At 39.5% G+C, this 19,592-nt stretch carries 19 protein-coding genes and 1 pseudogene; 11 read left to right on the plus strand and 9 right to left on the minus strand.

The features are described 5' to 3' along the window. The first annotated feature begins 10 nt into the window (after positions 1-10). Genes AC0L3Y_RS13345 through AC0L3Y_RS13355 form a run of 3 tightly spaced genes read left to right on the plus strand, consistent with a single transcriptional unit; the run spans position 11 to position 5,915 of the window. Positions 11-619 (plus strand): Maf family protein, encoded by a 609-nt coding sequence (locus AC0L3Y_RS13345; RefSeq protein WP_473464435.1) that lies wholly within the window; start codon positions 11-13, stop codon positions 617-619. Then, positions 612-2,066 carry a ribonuclease G gene (gene rng, locus AC0L3Y_RS13350; RefSeq protein ID WP_473464438.1) on the plus strand — a complete coding sequence of 485 codons (1,455 nt, stop codon included), beginning with the start codon at positions 612-614 and terminating at the stop codon, positions 2,064-2,066. Before AC0L3Y_RS13345 ends, rng begins: the two co-directional genes overlap by 8 nt. Positions 2,067-2,084: 18 nt before the next feature. Beyond that, a complete protein-coding gene (locus AC0L3Y_RS13355; RefSeq protein WP_473464441.1) occupies positions 2,085-5,915 on the plus strand; it encodes a YhdP family protein in 3,831 nt (1,276 codons plus the stop codon). A 166-nt stretch (positions 5,916-6,081) separates the two neighbouring features. Here AC0L3Y_RS13355 and yjgA read toward each other — a convergent pair whose 3' ends face one another. From yjgA to AC0L3Y_RS13400, 9 genes are all read right to left on the minus strand, one after another. Beyond that, the gene (gene yjgA, locus AC0L3Y_RS13360; RefSeq protein WP_473464443.1) at positions 6,082-6,615 is read right to left on the minus strand and encodes a ribosome biogenesis factor YjgA; all 534 of its coding nucleotides are present in this window, start codon (positions 6,613-6,615) and stop codon (positions 6,082-6,084) included. 6 nt (positions 6,616-6,621) lie between these two features. After that, the gene (gene mgtE, locus AC0L3Y_RS13365; protein ID WP_473464446.1) at positions 6,622-7,908 is read right to left on the minus strand and encodes a magnesium transporter; all 1,287 of its coding nucleotides are present in this window, start codon (positions 7,906-7,908) and stop codon (positions 6,622-6,624) included. A 74-nt stretch (positions 7,909-7,982) separates the two neighbouring features. Further along, positions 7,983-8,252, minus strand: a complete 270-nt coding sequence (locus AC0L3Y_RS13370; RefSeq protein WP_473464448.1) for an HPr family phosphocarrier protein — start codon at positions 8,250-8,252, stop codon at positions 7,983-7,985. A 9-nt stretch (positions 8,253-8,261) separates the two neighbouring features. Beyond that, positions 8,262-8,711, minus strand: coding sequence for a PTS IIA-like nitrogen regulatory protein PtsN (gene ptsN / locus AC0L3Y_RS13375; RefSeq protein ID WP_473464453.1), 450 nt, complete (start codon positions 8,709-8,711; stop codon positions 8,262-8,264). Positions 8,712-8,728: 17 nt separating this feature from the next. Further along, positions 8,729-10,204 carry an RNA polymerase factor sigma-54 gene (locus tag AC0L3Y_RS13380; protein WP_473464459.1) on the minus strand — a complete coding sequence of 492 codons (1,476 nt, stop codon included), beginning with the start codon at positions 10,202-10,204 and terminating at the stop codon, positions 8,729-8,731. 75 nt (positions 10,205-10,279) lie between these two features. Further along, the gene (gene lptB / locus AC0L3Y_RS13385) at positions 10,280-11,005 is read right to left on the minus strand and encodes an LPS export ABC transporter ATP-binding protein (RefSeq protein ID WP_473464462.1); all 726 of its coding nucleotides are present in this window, start codon (positions 11,003-11,005) and stop codon (positions 10,280-10,282) included. After that, positions 11,006-11,515, minus strand: coding sequence for a lipopolysaccharide transport periplasmic protein LptA (lptA, locus tag AC0L3Y_RS13390; RefSeq protein ID WP_473464465.1), 510 nt, complete (start codon positions 11,513-11,515; stop codon positions 11,006-11,008). Beyond that, positions 11,499-12,077 carry an LPS export ABC transporter periplasmic protein LptC gene (gene lptC, locus AC0L3Y_RS13395; protein ID WP_473464468.1) on the minus strand — a complete coding sequence of 193 codons (579 nt, stop codon included), beginning with the start codon at positions 12,075-12,077 and terminating at the stop codon, positions 11,499-11,501. Before lptC ends, lptA begins: the two co-directional genes overlap by 17 nt. Continuing rightward, positions 12,077-13,057, minus strand: a complete 981-nt coding sequence (locus tag AC0L3Y_RS13400; RefSeq protein ID WP_473464471.1) for a calcium/sodium antiporter — start codon at positions 13,055-13,057, stop codon at positions 12,077-12,079. The genes lptC and AC0L3Y_RS13400 overlap by 1 nt, the downstream gene beginning before the upstream one ends. A 150-nt stretch (positions 13,058-13,207) precedes the next feature. Between AC0L3Y_RS13400 and AC0L3Y_RS13405 the strand changes: the two are divergent. From AC0L3Y_RS13405 to hisD, 8 genes and pseudogenes are all read left to right on the plus strand, one after another. Continuing rightward, positions 13,208-14,001, plus strand: a pseudogene (locus AC0L3Y_RS13405) (ABC transporter ATP-binding protein). Next, positions 13,998-14,780, plus strand: a complete 783-nt coding sequence (gene mlaE / locus AC0L3Y_RS13410; protein ID WP_473464476.1) for a lipid asymmetry maintenance ABC transporter permease subunit MlaE — start codon at positions 13,998-14,000, stop codon at positions 14,778-14,780. The pseudogene AC0L3Y_RS13405 and the gene mlaE overlap by 4 nt, the downstream one beginning before the upstream one ends. Before the next feature lies 1 nt (position 14,781). Continuing rightward, positions 14,782-15,246, plus strand: coding sequence for an outer membrane lipid asymmetry maintenance protein MlaD (gene mlaD / locus AC0L3Y_RS13415; RefSeq protein ID WP_473464481.1), 465 nt, complete (start codon positions 14,782-14,784; stop codon positions 15,244-15,246). Positions 15,247-15,250: 4 nt separating this feature from the next. Further along, positions 15,251-15,874: an MlaC/ttg2D family ABC transporter substrate-binding protein gene (locus AC0L3Y_RS13420; RefSeq protein WP_473464484.1), complete on the plus strand. Its 624-nt coding sequence runs from the start codon at positions 15,251-15,253 to the stop codon at positions 15,872-15,874. 237 nt (positions 15,875-16,111) lie between these two features. Beyond that, positions 16,112-16,348 (plus strand): BolA family protein, encoded by a 237-nt coding sequence (locus tag AC0L3Y_RS13425; RefSeq protein ID WP_473464490.1) that lies wholly within the window; start codon positions 16,112-16,114, stop codon positions 16,346-16,348. 24 nt (positions 16,349-16,372) lie between these two features. Further along, entirely contained in the window at positions 16,373-17,635 is a 1,263-nt protein-coding gene (murA, locus tag AC0L3Y_RS13430; RefSeq protein WP_473464495.1) for a UDP-N-acetylglucosamine 1-carboxyvinyltransferase, read from the plus strand. 1 nt (position 17,636) lies between these two features. Then, positions 17,637-18,281, plus strand: a complete 645-nt coding sequence (gene hisG, locus AC0L3Y_RS13435) for an ATP phosphoribosyltransferase (protein WP_473464497.1) — start codon at positions 17,637-17,639, stop codon at positions 18,279-18,281. Further along, positions 18,282-19,592 (plus strand): histidinol dehydrogenase, encoded by a 1,311-nt coding sequence (hisD, locus tag AC0L3Y_RS13440; protein WP_473464502.1) that lies wholly within the window; start codon positions 18,282-18,284, stop codon positions 19,590-19,592.

The following is a 19,592-nucleotide window of genomic DNA, read 5'->3' on the forward strand; positions in this document are numbered from 1 at the left end:
GGAATAATTTATGCTTGTTTTGGCTTCTGCTTCGCCGAGAAGAAAAGAGCTACTTAGTACTTTGGTAAAGAAATTTGATGTTTTTCCTGCTGATATTGATGAAACTCCTTATAATCAGGAAAAGGCTGAAGATTATGTCATTCGAATGGCGTTTGAAAAAGCGACAGCGGTTGCTGATAAGTACAAAAAGCAACCAAATGTAAGTGTCGATTCTATTTTTATTGCTTCTGATACCAGTGTTGTTATTGATGGTCAGATTCTAGGAAAACCTGCCTCACTTGAAGACTCTAAAGGTATGTTGAGGCTTCTTTCTGGCCGTTCTCACCAGGTGATTACTTCTCTTTGTTTATGTGATTTAAATTATGAGCATGTTGCTACCAAATGCGTTGTGAGTGACGTGTTGTTTCGTAGTATTTCAGATGTAGAAATTGCGCAATACTGGGGAACTGGAGAGCCACAAGATAAGGCTGGTTCTTATGGTATTCAAGGGCTTGGTTCTGTTTTCGTAAAATCTATTTCAGGTTCATATTCGGCGGTAGTTGGGTTGCCATTGTTTGAAACTGCGCAATTATTAGCGCAATTTGGAATTCATTCACTAGAGGATATGTCCCATGAGTGAAGATGTACTCATTAATGTCACTCCTATGGAGATTCGTGTTGCTCTTGTTGAAAACGGAGTGTTGCAGGAAGTATACATTGAGCGTTCAAGTAGAAAAGGGATTGTTGGTAATATCTATCAAGGTAAAGTCGTTAGAGTGTTACCTGGTATGCAAGCTGCATTTGTTGATATTGGACTAGAAAGGGCGGCTTTCATTCATGTCTCTGAGGTTGCTGATCGCGATGCGGTTAACCCAAGTGATCAAATAGGAGATTATTTACGTGAAGGTCAATCACTTGTCGTCCAAGTAACGAAAGACCCGATCAGTACCAAAGGTGCGAGGTTAACGACACACTTATCGATCCCATCTCGTTATTTGGTTTATATGCCTGATCAGGCGCATGTTGGTGTGAGTCAAAGAATTGAAGATGAAACTGAAAGAGAGCGTTTAAAGGCCCTTGTCTCTGGTGCTCTTACTGATGCTGAAGAAAACAGCGGTTATATATTACGTACCGCTGCTGAAAGGGCTGGAGAAGATGAAATTCTTGCTGATATCAAGTTTCTAACTCGTCTATGGCAATCTGTTAAGCGTCGTATGAAAAGTGCGAAAACCCCTTCCGTTATTTATGAAGATTTGCCTTTGCACTTGCGCACAATGAGGGATTTAGTTGGGCTGACGACAGAAAAAATCCGTATAGATTCTAAAGAGAATTATGCAAAGTTACGCTCTTTTGCTGAAGATTTCATTCCGGAGTTAACGAATAGGATTGAGTATTACCCTGGTGAGCGACCTATATTCGACTTGTATAGTGTGGAAGACGAAATTCACAAGGCGCTAGATCGAAAGGTGCAGTTAAAATCTGGAGGTTATTTAGTCGTTGAGCAAACGGAATCAATGACGACTATTGATGTTAATACGGGGGCATTTGTTGGTAGTCGTAACCTTGAGGAAACGATTTATAAAACGAACTTAGAAGCGGCGACCGCAATAGGCCGTCAACTTAGGTTGCGTAATCTTGGTGGTATTATCATTATCGACTTCATTGATATGGAGGATGAAGAGCATAAACGTCAAGTTTTGAGAATGCTTGAAAAAATCTTAGATGTTGATCACGCTAAGACAAAGATTACAGGGGTTTCTGAACTTGGTTTGGTTGAGATGACAAGAAAGAGAACCCGTGAAAGCCTTGGTCAAACCTTGTGTGAACCATGTCGTTCATGTCGTGGTAGTGGTTTAGTCAAAACACCTGAAACTGTTTGTTATGAGGTGTTCCGTGAAATTTTACGAGCAGACCGAGCTTATGACTCTCAAACCTATACTGTGTTGGCTGCGAGCTCTGTGGTTGAGCGTTTTCTTGATGAAGAAAGTGCAAGTGTAGCTGAACTTGAAGCGTTTATTCGTAAAACAATTCGATTTCAAGTGGATTCTGTTTATACACAGGACCAATATGATGTTGTTCTTCGTTAACAACAATTAGGCCTCAAAATGAATTGGTTATTGCGTAAAATGATCCTCGTTTTGTTTTGGGGGAGTGTTGTTTTTTCTAGCTTAATTGCAATTTTTGCAGTGAGCGTTGGGCAGCTACTTCCTTATTTGGATTATTATCGTCCGCAAATAGAACATAATTTACAGCAAATAACGGGATATCCTGTTACGTTAGAGCAGATTGATGGCCGTTTGGAAGGTATTGATCCAACTGTGTCTGTTGGTGGCTTTCAATTACAAGTAAACGGTAAGTCAGCCATTTCGATTGATGAGATGCGAGTTCGAGTTGATCTAATACAATCCCTTCTTAATTTAAGTCCTCAATTTTCCTATATAAGATTCGTTGGTTCTAATGTTGCTTTAGAAGAAAGTGATGGTCAATGGCGTCTTAATGGCGCCAAACCACTTCGTACCGTTCGTAATGAAGTAGGGGTTGAGCGAGTTTTAGATTATTTGTCTGCGCAGCGAAATTTTTCTATTTTAGATGCTAATATTGACATCCACAGTGCTCAATTTGGTGAGCATAAAATACAGATTCCTCATATCTATATATTTCAAAAAGAATTTGGCTCTCTAATAAAGTCTGCTCTTTATTTAGATGGCTATGAAGCGCCATTCCAAGTGGACGCTCGCATTGAAGAGGCCCGTTTGCTAGGTAATTATCGCGTTAAAGCGTCAGTGCAGGCTCCGATTATTTCTCTTCCTTTGCATGAGATGCTCCCATCATTACCTTACTCATTATCAACGATCGAATTGGGTGGCGATATATGGTTAGACGCTTTAATAGACAAAGAAATTGAGGTGCGAGCAGAGTCTGCTCATATGAAAATTGCTTTTAATGATGGTCGAGCATACGAAACCTCGTCTTCTATAAAGCTGCGTTATGCACAGAAAAAGCCTAACTTGCATGTTGATATACATGATGTAGAGATTAAAGATCAGGCAGGAAATGTCTATCCAAAGACGAATTTAGCGTTTGATTGGTCATCTGTTACGAAGCGTTCAAGTGTTAATTTTAATGAAGTGGATCTTGGATTAACACACCAAATATTGTCTTATTTTTTGCCTGAAGAGTCTGATGGCAAAATCTTGTTAGATGGCCTATCTCCTAGTGGCGTTGCAAAAAATGGCTCTTTTCAATTTTGGCACGAAAATAATGAGTTGGCGTTTCAATTACTGAGTAATTTAGAGGCAGCTTCAGTGAATGCTTACAATGGCATTCCAAAGGCTAATAACATAAATGCCATCTTCAGTTTATCCAATAGCAGTGGCTATATTGATTTCAAGGGAAAGGGAAGTGAGATTGGATTTGATACTGTTTATAAAGATTCTTGGGTTACAGAGTCTTTATCTGGCTATGTTGATTGGCGTAAACAGCAGGATGTTTTTTTATTAACAGGGCGAGATTTACATATTAAACGCAATGGCGCGGATGTGAGTGGTGGGTTTCGGTTAGAGATTCGAAAAGATTTGCCTAGTTGGATATCTTTAGACTTACATGGAAATAATATACCAATAACAGATCGACTAACTTATATTCCCGATAATGCACTAGGTAAAAATTTACGATCTTGGATACAGGATGCTTTTTTAGAATCTGGTCAAGTTGATGTGGCGGATATATTGATTCAAAGTGATTTGATTGAAAATGCTGATCCCCATGTACGGGTTCGTGTAATGGCAAAAGACTTAGATGTTGCTTTTCATGAGGATTGGCCCATAGCCCAAAAAGTAACTGGCATGTTTGAGTTTAATGATTCTGGTGTTTTGGTATCGGTTGATTCGGCTTCGTTATTGAATTTGCCTGTTAATGACATATTAATTACAGTGCCGGTTAATAGTGGTTCAGCAGATTGGCTAAATTTACAGGGACAACTTAATGGTGAAGTATCTACTATTGTTTCGGTGCTTAGGCAAACACCATTAAATGATACTGTTCTTGCACCTTTTGAAAACTGGGAGGCTAAAGGTAAAATTACAGGCGAATTTGACATAGAAATTCCTCTTTCTAACGGCGAGGACCCCATAGTGCGTTTGGGGTTGGATTTTCAAGAAAATCATTTATTGATAAATAATATTGCTCTGGCTTCATACATAAAGAAAGGACGCTTTAATTACAGTTCAAGTAAGGGAATTACGAATTCAGTCTTTGAAATACAAACATTAGGTGGAACTTCTCAGTTGCAATTATCTTCGGTAGACAAAGCAAATGGTGGTTTGGCAGTTATTGGGGATATTGTTGGTACTGCAGACATTGCTCAAGTTGCTGCTTGGCATAAATTACCTGCGTCTATCATAGATAAAATATCTGGGAATCTTGCTTATAATGGTAAGTTACTAATTAATCAAACTCAGGATGGTCAGGTAGATTTGACGATTGATAGTGACTTACTTGGAGTCAGTGTTGATCTACCTGAGCCTGTAGGTAAAACTGCACAGGAAGTGAAAGAGCTACGCCTTAAAGTAATGCAGCATGAAAGTGATATTGTTATTGATACGGATTATAACCAGTTATCAATGGCTCGATTTCTTCTTCAAAATGGCGAGTTTATAGGTGGGGAAATGACCTTGAATGGTGGTCGAAATCAAGCCTTAAATTCAAATATATCTAAGGGGTTGCTACTGACAGGAAGCTTTGAGAGGTTTGATGTGCAGGAGTGGTGGGCGGTCTTTTCTGACTTATCCGCTAATGATTTAAATGCTACAAAGAATGTCGAAATGCCTAAGTTGCCAGAATGGCTTAATCGAATCGATTTAATTGTCGATGAAGTTGTGGTTAACCCTCAAAATATATTCAATAATTTTAAAATTACTTACAACGCTACATCAGATAAATCTTTGTATGTAAGTTCGGATGAAGTTAATTTCTCTTTTGTTGATAAGGGTGGTATTCCTGATCTTCATTTTAATTTTCTAAGTTGGAATACTGCCTCATCAGAGGCTGATTCGGATATTACCCTGTCAGATCTCGTCCCAACGGCTCCAGTTGCAGCTAATCAAATTCCAGATATGACATTAGCTGCGGATCAGCTATATATTAATGAGCAGCCTTATGGTGATTGGCAGTTAAAGGTTACTCGAGATGGTAATTATGTTCGTATAGATCCGATTTCTACTGAATTAAAGAAAGGTGACTTGAAAGGCAGCCTTATTTGGTTAGACCAAGGTGAGGACTCCCATGTGACTTTACGCATTGCTGCTATGGGGGCTGATTTATCTGAGCTGACTGGTAAGTTTTCTAGTGAGGCCTTTGTATCTTCGAAAAAATATCAAATTGATGTGGCTCTTGATTGGAAAGGACATCCTTTTTTCCTTGATAGGCCATCTATTGATGGACGTATTAGTTTTTCTGCTGAAGACGGTAATTTTAGTAAAGTGGATGAATTACCTGCTTTTTTGAAGTTCTTGGGTGTTTTTAATGCTGGGGCTTTAACTAGGAGGCTATCACTTGATTTTTCTGATATGTATCAACCGGGACTTACTTATGATGATTTTAGTGGAGAGCTTTCTATAAGTGCTGGTATTTTAAAAACAACTTCACCTATCACCATAGACTCGCCTTCGGCTATACTTTCTTTAACTGGTAAGGCTAATATAGTGGACGAAACCCTAGATGAAACATTAACTGCAACCTTTCCTCTCACGGGAGCTTTGCCGATTGCTGGTCTTTTGTGGGGAACTCCACAGCTTGCGGGTTTGCTTTATATAACTGATAAACTGATTGGTGACCAGCTGTCAAAAGTAACCAGTGTACAGTATAAAGTGGAAGGCTCTTTTGATAGTCCAACGATGACGCCAATAAAATACAAGCCGTTAGATAAATCCAAATAGTGAGAGTTTTTTTGGTTTGGAAGTGTGTTAACGGTTATTTTCTGTAATGATCATTGTTGTGTTGAATGGCGCTTTATCTTTTACTCTTGGATCTTAATAAAAAGGCTCAGCTTGTATAATTAGCAAGCTGAGCCTTTTTATTAAGATTAATGTCGCTTTAAAAGCTCTATAGCCCTAAGCGTTTTTCTTCTGCTTCACGTAAAAAGCGAAATAGTTTCTTGCGATTTGTTGTTGTACTGCCTTCTTGTGATGCTTCTTTTTGAGATAGTCGAATTAATTGTCTAAGAAGTTGAATTTCTTCAATTTCAGGGTTTTCATCTAAATACTGGGACAAAACCTCTTTACTATTTTCACCAATCAAAGCATCTCGCTTAACTTCTAATTGATGGAATAACTTATTGTATGCCGCTGATGTGGAGTCAAATAGTGCTACACGCTGAGCAATGGCTTCGTGATCTTCCGTTCTCATGACTTTGCCAATGTATTGCAAATGTCTTCTCATAGCTTCATGTTTCTTAATGCGGCCAGCTTCAATGAATGCATCGCGAAGTGTTTCTGACATTTCGACTTTTTTGAGTTGGTTTTTACTAAGTTCAAGCATTTTTTTACCAAGATCTTGTAACGCTTCTACTTCACGTTTTATCTGGGTTTTGCTTTTAGGGATTTCGTCTTCATTTTCAAGTTGATCGAAGTCTGTCATGGGAACCTATATTAAAAAGATAGTAGCGAGGCCGAGAAAAGATAGAAAACCTACCACGTCGGTCACTGTTGTCAAAATTACGCTGCCAGCCAATGCGGGATCTACGCCAATTTTTTTTAAGAAAATCGGCAGAAGTGTACCAGTGGTCGCCGCAAATAGCAGATTTATTATCGTAGCAGCAGCAATGATATAGGCAATCTTTATGTTGTCAAACCAAAGTGCAGTAAGTGCGGCGATAACTGTTGCCCATAATAGACCATTAAGAAGGCCAACAATAAGCTCTCTGTTTAATAGCCAGCGAGTATTGGTAGCACCAATTTGATCTAGGGCAATACCGCGAATAACGAGAGTTAATACCTGTGATCCGGCAATCCCTCCCATACTTGCCACAATAGGCATCAAAATAGCTAGGGCAACAACTTGGTCAAGGGTGTTTTGAAATAAGCCAATCACATAAGAAGCGATGAAGGCTGTAATTAGATTAACACCAAGCCATACGGCGCGCCTTTTGGTTGTTTTCATGATGGGGGAGAAAGTATCCTCATCATCATCAAGTCCAGCCATACTTAACATGGAGTGTTCAGCTTCATCACGAATGACATCCACCACATCATCAATAGTAATACGACCTAATAGTTTCTTGCTTTTACCATCAATTACAGGAGCTGAGACAAGATCCATTTTTTCAAATAGTTGTGCTACTTCACTGGCTGTGGTTTCTGCTTCTATAACGGTAAACTCTGTTTCCATGATGTCGCGAACGGTCGCGTTAGCATCTGACACTAATAATTTTGTAAGGGGTAGCGTTCCTAATAATCGGTCGGAACGACTGACAACCAATAGATTGTCTGTCATATCTGGTAATGTGTTATGCCTACGTAAGTAGCGAAAAACAATGTCTATGGTAATGTTGGGACGGATAGTGATGGTGTCCGTGTTCATCAAGCCGCCGGCAGAATCTTCTGAGTAGCTTAATAGTGCTTCTACTCGCATCCTGTCCTGCGTGGTCATTGACGCAAGTACTTCTTTTACAATCGTTTCTGGAAGGTGTTGAAGTAAATCGGCGAGGTCATCACTCTCAAAATTTTCAGAGACAGCAATAAGTCGCTCAGTATCCATGCTTTTCATGAAATGAGCGCCAATATCTTCACTTAGATACTGTAGGACTTCGCCTTCGTTTTTTGTGTCTATTAGCTCCCAGAGAAGTTTTCGCTCTTTTGGTGGGGAGGACTCTAATAGTCTAGCAACATCTTGTGCGGGTAAGGCTCCGTTAAGTAAATAACGGATCTGCATTGTGGTACCGGATTCGAGTGATTCGGTGACCGTTTGAAGGTGGGCTAAAGTCGTTTTTTTCTGACATGTAGGTTTTACTCGTCTTCACCAAAACGATTATTAATTAGCTCAATAATAGCTTTAATAGCTTCCTCTTCATCTTCTCCATTTGTTTTTACTAATATTTCCGTGCCTTTACCAGCAGCCAGCATCATCATTGCCATGATGCTTTTTCCATCTACATTACGGCCTTCTTTTTCAATGGTGATATCGCAAGAGAAGCGAGTGGTCGTTTCTACAAGTTTCCCGGCGGCACGGGCATGCAAGCCTAATTTATTGATGATTGTAACAGACACTTCTTGCATGTATTTGTCCTATATTAATGACTCAAATATATTAAATAGATCTTCATTAGTTTGAGCAGTTCGTAATTTATCTAGTGCCTGAGGGGATTGGGCAAGTTCAGCAATCTGGGCAAGCGTTGCTAAATGTTCATCACATTCATGGGGGGGAACAATTAATGCAAAAATGAGATCAACAGCTCTTTTGTCAATTGAATCAAAATCAATAGGATTTTGTAGTGACATAACCACAATTGCAGTATGGTTTGCTGATTCTAGGCGGCAGTGTGGAATGGCTATACCATTACCAATGCCTGTGCTGCCAAGTTTTTCTCGTCCTAATAGTGCATCATATACGGCTTCATTATCGCAATGGAGGCGATTTGATGCTACTTCAGACAAGCTTTCTAGAACGCGTTTTTTACTAACAATATCTTGCTTTGCTAAAACTAGCTCAGCTTTTAATAATGATTTTAATGACATATTAAAATGGTATCCGTTTAGATCAATCGCTTACGTTCATTGGAAGGAGGGATGTTCATCGCCTCACGATATTTGGCAACAGTTCGTCGTGCAACCTGTATGCCTTGGTCAGCCAATATAGTGGCTAGCTTATTATCACTTAATGGTTTTTTCGCAGGCTCATCAGCAACAAGCTTTTTAATCATAGCTCGTATTGCGGTAGAAGAACATTCTCCTCCAGATGCTGTATTAACATGGCTTGAGAAGAAATATTTAAGTTCAAAAATACCTTTAGGGGTGTGCATATATTTCTGTGTTGTCACCCTGGATATTGTCGATTCATGCATGCCAACTTCTTCGGCAACATCATGAAGGACCATAGGTTTCATTGCTTCTTCACCTAATTCGAAGAAATCAATTTGTCTGCTAACAATGCAACTGGCTACTTTTAATAATGTCTCATTTCTGCTTTGTAAACTCTTCATAAACCATTTGGCTTCTTGAAGAGACGTTTTAATATAGCTTACATCTTCAGTTGTTGCGGCTGATGTTGTGGCCATTGCAGAATAGGTTTCGTTAATTTTAATCGGTGGGAGTGCGTCATTATTTAGTTCCACCTGCCAAGTCCCATTGCGTTTTTTCACCGATACGTCTGGGATAACATAATCTGTATCGTCTACATCAATGACTGAACCCGGACGCGGATTAAGTTGCTGGATTAAATCAACAACTTCTTTTAGTGCTTCATCTTTGAGTTTTGTTTTGCGGCTTAGTTGGACAAAGTCGCGGTTACCCAGTAAAGGTAAATAATGGTCAATAAGGTTGTGAGTGCTTTTATAAAGCGGATGATTTTGAAATGCTTCTAGTTGCACTAATAGGGAGTCACGTAAATCAATCGAGCAAACACCAACAGGGTCAAAACGTTGTAATCGATGCTGCACGGCAACCACTTCTTCTATATCTAAGTCTTCTAGCTCAACGCCAAGTGATTCCCAAATTTCATCTGTTGATATACTGAGATAGCCATCGGGTTGAACACATTCAATAATGGCATAGGCGATTTCAATGTCTCTATCAGACATATGAGTTAGGTTTAATTGCCAGATTAAATGATCTTGGATGCTTTCTGCTGGAGCATTACGGCTTTCAAAATCACTATCACCCTCATAACTATTGTTATCACTTACTGCAGCTGAACTTTGATACGTGTCATCCCAGTTACTATCGATGGATAATTCTTCCGGAATGTTTTCCGTCCATTCAGACTCTACGCGAGCTTCTTCACTGGTACTTGCATCAAGGACAGTGTCAGTGCTTTTAGATTCAATGCTGGCTGGTATTTCATTATGAAGTTGTTCGTCATCATCTAGTTCAAGAAGAGGGTTTGATTCAAGGAATTCATGTATTTCTTGTTTTAAATCTAACGTAGAAAGCTGCAGCAAGCGGATGGCTTGTTGCAGTTGTGGTGTCATGGTCAGCTGTTGACCGAGTTTTAATTGTAAAGACTGCTTCATAGAGCAACTCTTCTTGTTTGAGTGAATTGGAACAAGTTATGCATACTACTCCCTTTCTATAGTAATGATAAGGGGTTACAAGCGGAAGTCGTCACCTAAATAGACCTTTTTGACTTGTTCATTATTGATGACCGTATCCGCATCTCCTGACGCAATGATATAGCCGTTACCAACAATGTAGGCCTTATCACAGATATCGAGTGTCTCCCGGACGTTATGATCGGTAATTAAGACACCGATGCCACTTTCTTGAAGGTGTTTGATTATCAGTTTGATATCACCTACAGAAATTGGGTCTACACCGGCGAAAGGCTCATCCAGTAATATAAATTTGGGGTTCATTGCAACAGCTCTTGCAATTTCAACTCTTCGACGCTCACCACCAGACAGTGCCATACCTAGGTTTTTCCGAATGTGAGTAATGTGAAATTCTTCTAAAAGGTCTTCCAGCCTAGAATGTTGTTCAGCTGTTGTTAATTTTTTACGAGTTTCTAATATGGCTAAAATGTTATCTTCGACAGACATTTTGCGAAAGATAGAGGCTTCTTGAGGTAAGTAGCCAATACCTTTTTGGGCTCGAGTGTGCATGGCGTTATTAGTAATATCATTACCATCAATAAATATGCCGCCAGCATCGTTGGCGACCATGCCAACTATCATATAAAAACAGGTCGTTTTGCCTGCGCCATTAGGGCCAAGTAAGCCAACAGCTTGTCCTGATTCAACAGATATGGAAACGTCTTTTACGACCTGTCTCTTTTTATAGCTCTTTGCTAGGTTTCTTGCTTCTAGTAAGGCCATCTATTTTGTTGCCTTAGGTGCTTGAGGTTGTAGTGTCATAGATACACGTCCTGTGTCTTTTTTCTCAGCATTAAACGTACCATCATCTATCATATAAAGAATGTAGTCGGCTGCAATAGAGTTTTGCATGCGACTTAAATAGCCGTTACCCATGATTTCAAGTTTGGATTCGCTAGTTGAATAATGGATTTCATCACCTTTACTGATAACTATGTTGCCGCTCCAGTCTACCTGTTGGCTGAATTTTGCAGGTGAACCGCTTGCTTCTAGGCTGGTGAATTTGCGAGAGCTTTGATCTGTTGAGACTCTTAGATATTGAGCTTCGATCTCAATAGAGCCTTGTTTAATGAATACATTGCCTTTATAAATCGCTTCGCCTGTATTTTGGTCGAATGAAGCTTCATCAGCTTGAATTTCTAATGGTTTATTCGTGTCATCAGGAAGTGCGTAAGCATATTGGCCGATTAAAGCTGAGGTAAGCAAAGCGCTAAAGTTAATAAGCTGTTTCATATTTTCCTCGTACAGATCCTGTCATGATGACTTCTTCTGAATTTATAAAAGTGGTAATTGTATCAGCAGAGGTTTCTCCTTGAGTAGAGAAAAGCTTGGCATTTCCACTGCTTGTTAGTGATTGTTTTTTATCTAGGTAGTGAACGCTATCTGCACTGAGAGAGATATCTTCAGATGTCAGGTACTTTTTTGTCGCGTTAGCATTTTCTGTTAATAGGATATCATTACTTCCGTCTTCAATAACCCCTTTATCTGCTCTTGCACTCCAACTGCCGGACTTTGAATTGCGTTTTGTGTCAGGTTTTTCTAATAAAGTCTTCGATTCGTTGATGTAGTGAAGAGTCTGATCCGCATTGGTTTCTTCTATTAAAAAGCCATCATTATCAAACCTTTTTACTGTTACCTTTGTAATGAAGTAATCCGGTGAGCTTTTTAGTGATTCTGTTTTTACCAAATTTTGTGTTGGTTTCGAACCATACCAAAACAAAAAGGCAGCCAATGCAAATACAATGACAAAAAGCGAAAATGATTTTAATGAAAATAATTTGTTAATGTTGAACATTACATTGAACTACTTGTACTAATGATGAATAAATACATGGCATAAGAGGCTAGTAGTGGTAAACCTATCCATTTGGGTATGCTATTGTTTTTACTTTTCTTAAATAAATAGATAGCTAAAGCCAACGCTACAGTTAGTCCTAGTACCCATGGATAATCCCTGCTAAGGATATTTGCGTCAACTAGACCTGGAGCAATTAAAGCTGGCAAAGGCAATACCGTAGCGAGGTTGAAGATGTTAGAGCCTAAAATATTACCAATTGCAATATCGTGGTGACCTTTTCTCACGCTGCTTACTGATGCTGCCAACTCAGGAAGGCTGGTGCCAATAGCGACAATTGTTAGGCCAATAACCAGCTCACTAACGCCAAGGTTGGTTGCAATGCCAATTGCCCCCCAAACTAATAATTTAGAACTGCCTATTAGTACTACAAGGCCAATAAGGGCCATGATTAAAGACTTTATGATAGATGTTCCATCATCTTCAGGTAACTCTTCTTCTAGTTGGCTTTTTAAATCTTTACTGCCTCGTAATAAGATACTTAGCACAATGACGAAGGCGATAATTAATATGGCACCATCCCATACAGTGAGATGCTGGTCGTAAAGTAGAAAGCCGGTGAGAAATGTGACAGCTAAAACAAGAGGAACTTCCTTTGTTGATAATCCAGGTGCAATTGGGATAGCTGAGAATAATAAAGTGACGCCCAAAACGAGGGCGATGTTCGCAATATTTGAACCAAGCACGTTTCCAACTGCGATTTCTGGTGCATTATCAAATGCAGCTATAGCGGAAACAACCATTTCTGGTGCAGAGGTTCCTAGAGCCACTAGTGTTATGCCAATAACCATTGGATTGACGTTGAGCTTTTCGGCTACTAGAGCTGAGTTTTCTATAAATTTATCGGAGCTAACGACTAAAAGGATTAACCCTGAAATTAGGGCGATTGAAAATAGCAACATGGTATTGAAATTACTCATAAAAACAGAGGCTACCATTTAATGAGGTTTGAGGTTGAAATTCAAGACTTGATCGAAGAAACAAGTTGAATTTAGCCAGCGTGAGATTTTATTTGTGAGAGGGCGGTGATAGTATCTGTTGATATTAGACAAGGATTAAAAGGTGTATCAGTGGTAGATGCTTATATAAATGTCCAGGATCTGAGTTTTTCTAGAGGGGATCATGTTATTTATGAAAACATTTCTCTTACTATTCCTCGTGGTAAAATTACAGCCGTTATGGGACCGAGTGGTACAGGTAAAACAACGTTATTACGATTGATTGCCGCGCAGCTCATGCCGGATCAAGGTACTATTTTAGTTGATGGGCAAAATGTTCATGAATTATCTCGCTCTGACCTTTATAAGGTTAGAAAGAAGATGGGTATGCTCTTTCAGAGCGGGGCCTTGTTTAGTGATATGTCGGTAGAGGAAAATGTGGCTTTTCCTATGGAGGAGCATACTAAATTAAGCCGAGATGAAATCCATCGGATCGTGTCTGAAAAATTACAGAGTGTTGGTTTGCGTGGTGCTGCTAAATTAATGCCTGCAGAATTGTCTGGAGGCATGGCTCGTCGTGTAGCTTTGGCTCGGGCGATCGCTTTAGATCCTGATTTAGTTATGTATGATGAACCTTTTACTGGTCAAGATCCTATTTCTAAAGGGGTTTTAGTTAAGCTTATTCGCCAACTTAATGATTCTGCCAAAATTACGTCAGTTTTAGTGTCCCATGATGTTGATGAGTCCTTGTCTATTGCTGATCATGTTTGTATTTTGGCTGGTGGGGGGTAATAGCAGAAGGTTCAGCGGAAGAAATACGAGCATCTAATGATCCTCAAGTCAAACAGTTCTTAAATGGTGAGCCTGATGGTCCGGTTCCTTTTCATTATCCTGAGGCAGAATTTTCCAATAAGGTGGCGATATGAGGGCGATTAGTTTTTTGGGGGGATGGCTTCTTGATTGGTTAGAGGCTGTTGGTCGAGCAGGGATTTTTTTGGCGCAAAGTGTTTTTAGGTTTCCTGTACGTCTTAATGAATCGATTAATTTATTAATAAAACAACTTTACTCTGTTGGCGTTCTTTCATTAGTTATTATCATAGTGTCGGGTGCTTTTATTGGCATGGTGTTAGCGCTTCAGGGGTACAGTATTTTATCTAAGTTTGGATCTGAAGAGGCGGTAGGGCAGTTGTTGGCGCTTTCTTTGTTGCGAGAGTTGGCTCCAGTTGTGACGGCTTTGTTGTTTGCTGGTCGAGCGGGCTCTTCATTGACTGCAGAAATTGGTTTGATGAAAGCAACTGAACAGTTATCAAGTTTTGAAATGATGGGTGTTGATCCTCTTCGTAGAGTGATAGCGCCTCGATTTATTGCAGGTGTCATCTGTTTGCCTTTGCTTAGTATTATCTTTTCAGCAACGGGAATTATTGGTGGTCTTGTAGTATCTGTTGGTTGGCTGGGTGTTCATGATGGCGCTTTTTGGTCTTTAATGCAGCAGTCGGTTTATTTCGATACGGATATTGTTAATGGCTTTATTAAAGCTGTGTGCTTCGCTGTTGTTGTCACTTGGATTGCTGTGTATCAGGGTTATGAGTGTGTTCCTACTTCTGAAGGGATAGGCAAGGCTACAACACGTACTGTTGTTTTGGGATCGTTAGCTATTTTGGCGTTAGACTTCGTGTTAACTGCCGCCATGTTTGGAGATTTTTAGGATGAGAAATAAACGTACTGAATTGTTTGTCGGATGTTTTATTGTGTTGGGTGTTTTAGCTTTCGTGTATTTGGCAGTTCAGGTGAGTGGTCTTGCCTTTGCAGGTAAAAAAGATACATATCAAATAGTTGCTAGGTTTGATGATATTGGTGGTTTAAGTAATCGTGCTAAAGTCACAATTGCTGGTGTTGCGGTTGGTAATGTCGAATCAATTTCATTTGATAAAGAGCTTTATATGGGCTTGGTAAAAATGAATATTGTATCTGATGTCGATAATATTCCGGTTGATAGTTCTGTTGCGATTCTGACGAGTGGGTTGTTGGGGGAGAAGTATCTCGGGATTTCAATTGGTGCTGAAGATGACGTTCTGACAGAGGGTGATGAAATTTATGATACGCAATCGGCACTAGTTTTAGAGAATCTTATTAGCCAGTTCCTGTTTAAGTCTGATGACTCCGAGGAATAAATAAATGTTCAAAGTTTTATCAAGTTTACTGTTGATTTTTGCTATTTTTAGCTCTGGTTCTGTATGGTCCCAAGAGGGGGTGGAAGGAGCAAGGGATGCTGTTATTTCAATGGTTGATGCGTTTCGTACTGAAATTGTTGAAGATAAAGAGCTGTTGTCTCAAGATCCTAAGTTATTAGAAGAACGAGTTAATAATATTTTAGATAAAATTATTAATTTTGATGATTTTTCTAAAAAAGTTATGGGTAAATACTATAGACGTGCATCACCAGAACAACGTGTGCATTTTGCTAGTGTGACGAAAGATACCTTGCTTAAGACATATGGTACTTCTTTACTTGAACTGGATGCGGATCGCATCAATGTGTTGCCCTTAGGGCCTCAAGGGCGTGGAAAAGAAACAAAAGTTGATGTGGACTTTCAGATGGAGTCTGGTGGTTTATTGAATATCACTTTTTATATGCAAAATACGAAAGAAAATATCTGGATGTTGAGCAATATTATTATCAATAATATTAATTTTGGCTTGACGTTCCGGAAGCAGTTTGCAGTTATGATGGAACAGAATAAAAACGATATAGAATCTGCTATCGGTGCTTGGCAAAAGTCTTTAGCTAAAAAGTCTTAGCTCTGCTAAAAGTTGTTTTATAGAATGTTAAAAATCCGGTTTCATGATATGAAATCGGATTTTTTGTTTTTACAGGCAGGTTTTGTTGTTTTTTTTACCTTATGGAACTGTCAGTCTTCGATAAAATGTTGGAAAACATATAGTTTTTTATTAAGAGTTGGCTTAAGGGTGTTAAGTAGTTGGCTTTACTAATGTAGAATATAGATAACTAAGAATTTTTTACCTATTGGAGCGACTGTGAACGCAGGTGAAGTTAAAACACTTTTAGAATCCTCTATTCCTCATTGTGAAGTGATTGCAGAGGGTGAAGGTTGTAATTTTCAAGTGGTTGTTGTGACTAGTGAGTTTGAAGGCCTGTCTACTGTTAAGAGGCAGCAACTAGTGTATTCACATCTTCAAGATGCGATTGCAAGCGGTGCCATTCATGCCGTGACAATGAAAACCTATACACCAGAACAAAAAAATAAGCTGTAAAGCGATTATTAAGAGATTGAAAATATGGATAAGCTTCTAATTACTGGTGGTATTCGGCTAAATGGAACTGTTCGCGCTTCTGGTGCGAAAAATGCCGCATTGCCTATTTTGGCAGCCACTTTGTTAACGAAAGAATTAATTACAATCAAAAATTTACCTCATTTGCATGATATTACAACCATGCTTGAACTCTTAGGTTCTATGGGGTGTGGTGTGGTTGTTGACGAAAAAATGAGTGTGCAGTTAGATGTCTCAACACTTAATAATTGTGAAGCGCCTTATGAATTAGTTAAAACAATGCGTGCTTCCATTTTGGTTCTTGGACCATTAGTGAGTCATTTTGGTAAAGCTGTTGTTTCTTTGCCAGGCGGCTGTGCAATAGGTAGTCGTCCAGTTGATTTGCATTTACGAGGTTTAGAAGCCATGGGTGCAACGATTTCTGTAGATGGTGGTGATATTGTTGCTAGTGTCGATGGTCGTTTGAAAGGTGCTCGTATCTTTTTTGATAAGGTAACGGTAACCGGTACTGAGAATCTACTAATGGCTGCAACATTAGCTGATGGCGAGACAATTTTAGAGAATGCAGCTCGGGAACCTGAAGTTGTAGATCTTGCTGAGTGCTTAATTGCAATGGGTGCCAAGATTACAGGTCATGGTACAGATACTATTGTTATTGAGGGTGTTGAAGCTCTACATGGCGCTACTTATCCTGTTATGCCTGACCGTATTGAAACGGGTACTTTTTTGGTCGCTGCGGCAATTACCGGCGGCAAAGTAAAAGTTATTGATACTGATGTTAAGTCACTTGAAGCTGTTCTTGCTAAGTTAGAAGAAGCGGGTGCTAAAGTAACTTGTGGTGAAGATTGGATTGAAGTAGATATGGAAGGTCGACGTCCTAATGCTGTGAATATTAGTACAGCACCTTATCCTGCCTTCCCTACCGACATGCAAGCGCAATTTGTTGCGCTGAATTCTGTTGCAAATGGTGTTGGTCGAGTAATAGAGAATATTTTTGAAAACCGATTTATGCATGTCGATGAAATGCTCCGTATGGGGGCAGATATTGAAGTGAACGGGAATACCGCTATTGTGCGTGGTTGTAAAACACTAAAAGGCGCGCCAGTTATGGCGACAGATTTACGTGCATCAGCAAGTTTAGTGCTATCTGCTTTAGTGGCAGACGGTGATACGAAAATTGATCGTATCTATCACATTGATCGTGGTTATGAGTGTATTGAAGAAAAATTTGGCTCATTAGGTGCGAAAATTTCACGGGTTTTAAATTAATATGAGTAAGACGTTAACGATTGCGCTATCAAAAGGTCGTATTCTTGGTGAGACTTTACCTCTTTTAGAGAAAGCAAATATTGTTCCTGTAGAAGATATTAGTAAAAGTCGTAAGCTGATTTTTGATACGAATCATGAGCATATTAAATTGGTTATCTTACGTGCTACTGATGTCCCTACGTACGTTGAGCATGGTGTTGCTGATTTTGGTGTTGCAGGTAAAGATGTTCTGATGGAGGCATCTACTAAGAATCTTTATGAATTGCTTGATCTTAAAATTGCGAAATGTCGTTTAATGACTGCCGGAGTTGTAGGTCAAAGCCTTCCGTCTAGACGTTTAAAAGTGGCTTCTAAGTTTACTAAAACTGCGAAGGCTTATTTTGCCGAACAAGGTATTCAAGCTGATGTTATTAAACTGTACGGTGCAATGGAGTTGGCTCCTATTATGGGGTTGGCTGATTTGATTGTTGATATTGTTGATACAGGAAATACTTTAAAAGCAAACGGGCTTGAAGCTCGAGACTTGATTGCTCCTATCAGCACTCGTTTGGTTGTAAATAAAGCCGCATATAAAACCAAGTACTCCGAAATTGAACCAATTTTAGAAATGATACGGCATGCAGTTGAAGAAAGTGAGGGTAAATAGTTGAATCTTAATATTCGAGAATTTTCTTCTAGTGCTAATGATTTTCGTACTGAGTTAAATGCCTTGTTAGCATGGGATTCTGTATCTGATACAACGGTGCAAAAATCGGTAGCAGAGATTGTTGAGCAAGTAAGGTTAAATGGTGATAGTGCTGTTATTGAGTTTACAAATCATTTTGATCGACGACAGGTTGTTTCCTCTTCCGAGTTGGAAATATCTAGAGAGGAGCTTGCGCTTGCCAAAGAGCGAGTAAGTCCTGAATTGGTATCAAGTCTAGAGGCTGCTGCCAAACGAGTTTATGACTATCATGAGCGCCAAAAACAACCTTCTTGGAGTTATCAAGAAGATAACGGCACTTTGCTGGGGCAGAAAGTGACACCTCTAGATCGCGTTGGTGTTTATGTGCCTGGTGGTAAGGCCGCTTACCCATCTTCTGTTTTAATGAATGCCATGCCAGCTAAGGTTGCAGGTGTTGGCGAAATCATTATGGTCGTGCCTACTCCTGATGGTTTTGTGAATGATATTGTCCTTGCTGCTGCTTATATTGCTGGTGTGGATCGTGTATTTACTGTAGGTGGTGCGCAGGCTGTCGCCGCTTTAGCTTATGGTACAGAAACTATTCCTAAAGTTGATAAAATAGTTGGGCCAGGCAATATTTATGTAGCAACGGCTAAAAAAATGGTATTTGGTGTCGTTGGTATTGATATGATAGCTGGGCCTTCAGAAATTTTAGTTGTTTGTGATGGCAAAACGAATCCTGATTGGATCGCAATGGATTTGTTTTCCCAGGCAGAGCATGATGAAGATGCTCAATCTATTTTGATCTCTCCTGATTTAGCTTTTATTAAAGAGGTTAGATCATCAATGGAGCGCTTAATTGAGACGCAAAGTCGTAAAAATATTATTAAGGCTTCTTTAGAAGGGCGTGGTGCTTTTATTCATGTCAAGGATATGGATGAGGCAATGGATATTGCTAATGTAGTCGCTGCTGAACATCTTGAATTGTCGATTGATGAGCCTGAAAAATGGGCAGAAAAAATACGCCATGCTGGCGCTATTTTTATGGGGAGACACACACCTGAAGCATTAGGTGATTATTGTGCTGGCCCAAATCATGTTCTTCCTACATCTGGTACGGCTCGATTTTCATCACCTCTTGGTGTTTATGACTTTCAAAAGCGTAGTTCGTTAATTTATTGTTCTCCTGAAGGGGCGAGTGAATTGGCTAAAATAGCATCTCCTTTAGCACGAGGTGAGTCCCTTGAGGCTCATGCTATGTCAGCAGAATATCGCCTTTTAAAGGGTGATTGA

This window comes from Marinomonas sp. GJ51-14 (genome assembly GCF_055808695.1).

What these genes read in the sequence shown, in the direction of transcription:
- mlaD (WP_473464481.1), top strand. Translation starts at nt 14,782, where the DNA reads ATGAGAAATAAACGTACTGAATTGTTTGTCGGATGTTTTATTGTGTTG.
- mgtE (WP_473464446.1), bottom strand. Translation starts at nt 7,908, where the DNA reads ATGCAGATCCGTTATTTACTTAACGGAGCCTTACCCGCACAAGATGTT.
- rng (WP_473464438.1), top strand. Translation starts at nt 612, where the DNA reads ATGAGTGAAGATGTACTCATTAATGTCACTCCTATGGAGATTCGTGTT.
- AC0L3Y_RS13400 (WP_473464471.1), bottom strand. Translation starts at nt 13,057, where the DNA reads ATGAGTAATTTCAATACCATGTTGCTATTTTCAATCGCCCTAATTTCA.
- AC0L3Y_RS13355 (WP_473464441.1), top strand. Translation starts at nt 2,085, where the DNA reads ATGAATTGGTTATTGCGTAAAATGATCCTCGTTTTGTTTTGGGGGAGT.
- murA (WP_473464495.1), top strand. Translation starts at nt 16,373, where the DNA reads ATGGATAAGCTTCTAATTACTGGTGGTATTCGGCTAAATGGAACTGTT.
- ptsN (WP_473464453.1), bottom strand. Translation starts at nt 8,711, where the DNA reads ATGTCATTAAAATCATTATTAAAAGCTGAGCTAGTTTTAGCAAAGCAA.
- AC0L3Y_RS13380 (WP_473464459.1), bottom strand. Translation starts at nt 10,204, where the DNA reads ATGAAGCAGTCTTTACAATTAAAACTCGGTCAACAGCTGACCATGACA.
- lptC (WP_473464468.1), bottom strand. Translation starts at nt 12,077, where the DNA reads ATGTTCAACATTAACAAATTATTTTCATTAAAATCATTTTCGCTTTTT.
- lptA (WP_473464465.1), bottom strand. Translation starts at nt 11,515, where the DNA reads ATGAAACAGCTTATTAACTTTAGCGCTTTGCTTACCTCAGCTTTAATC.
- hisG (WP_473464497.1), top strand. Translation starts at nt 17,637, where the DNA reads ATGAGTAAGACGTTAACGATTGCGCTATCAAAAGGTCGTATTCTTGGT.
- mlaE (WP_473464476.1), top strand. Translation starts at nt 13,998, where the DNA reads ATGAGGGCGATTAGTTTTTTGGGGGGATGGCTTCTTGATTGGTTAGAG.
- AC0L3Y_RS13370 (WP_473464448.1), bottom strand. Translation starts at nt 8,252, where the DNA reads ATGCAAGAAGTGTCTGTTACAATCATCAATAAATTAGGCTTGCATGCC.
- lptB (WP_473464462.1), bottom strand. Translation starts at nt 11,005, where the DNA reads ATGGCCTTACTAGAAGCAAGAAACCTAGCAAAGAGCTATAAAAAGAGA.
- AC0L3Y_RS13420 (WP_473464484.1), top strand. Translation starts at nt 15,251, where the DNA reads ATGTTCAAAGTTTTATCAAGTTTACTGTTGATTTTTGCTATTTTTAGC.
- yjgA (WP_473464443.1), bottom strand. Translation starts at nt 6,615, where the DNA reads ATGACAGACTTCGATCAACTTGAAAATGAAGACGAAATCCCTAAAAGC.
- AC0L3Y_RS13345 (WP_473464435.1), top strand. Translation starts at nt 11, where the DNA reads ATGCTTGTTTTGGCTTCTGCTTCGCCGAGAAGAAAAGAGCTACTTAGT.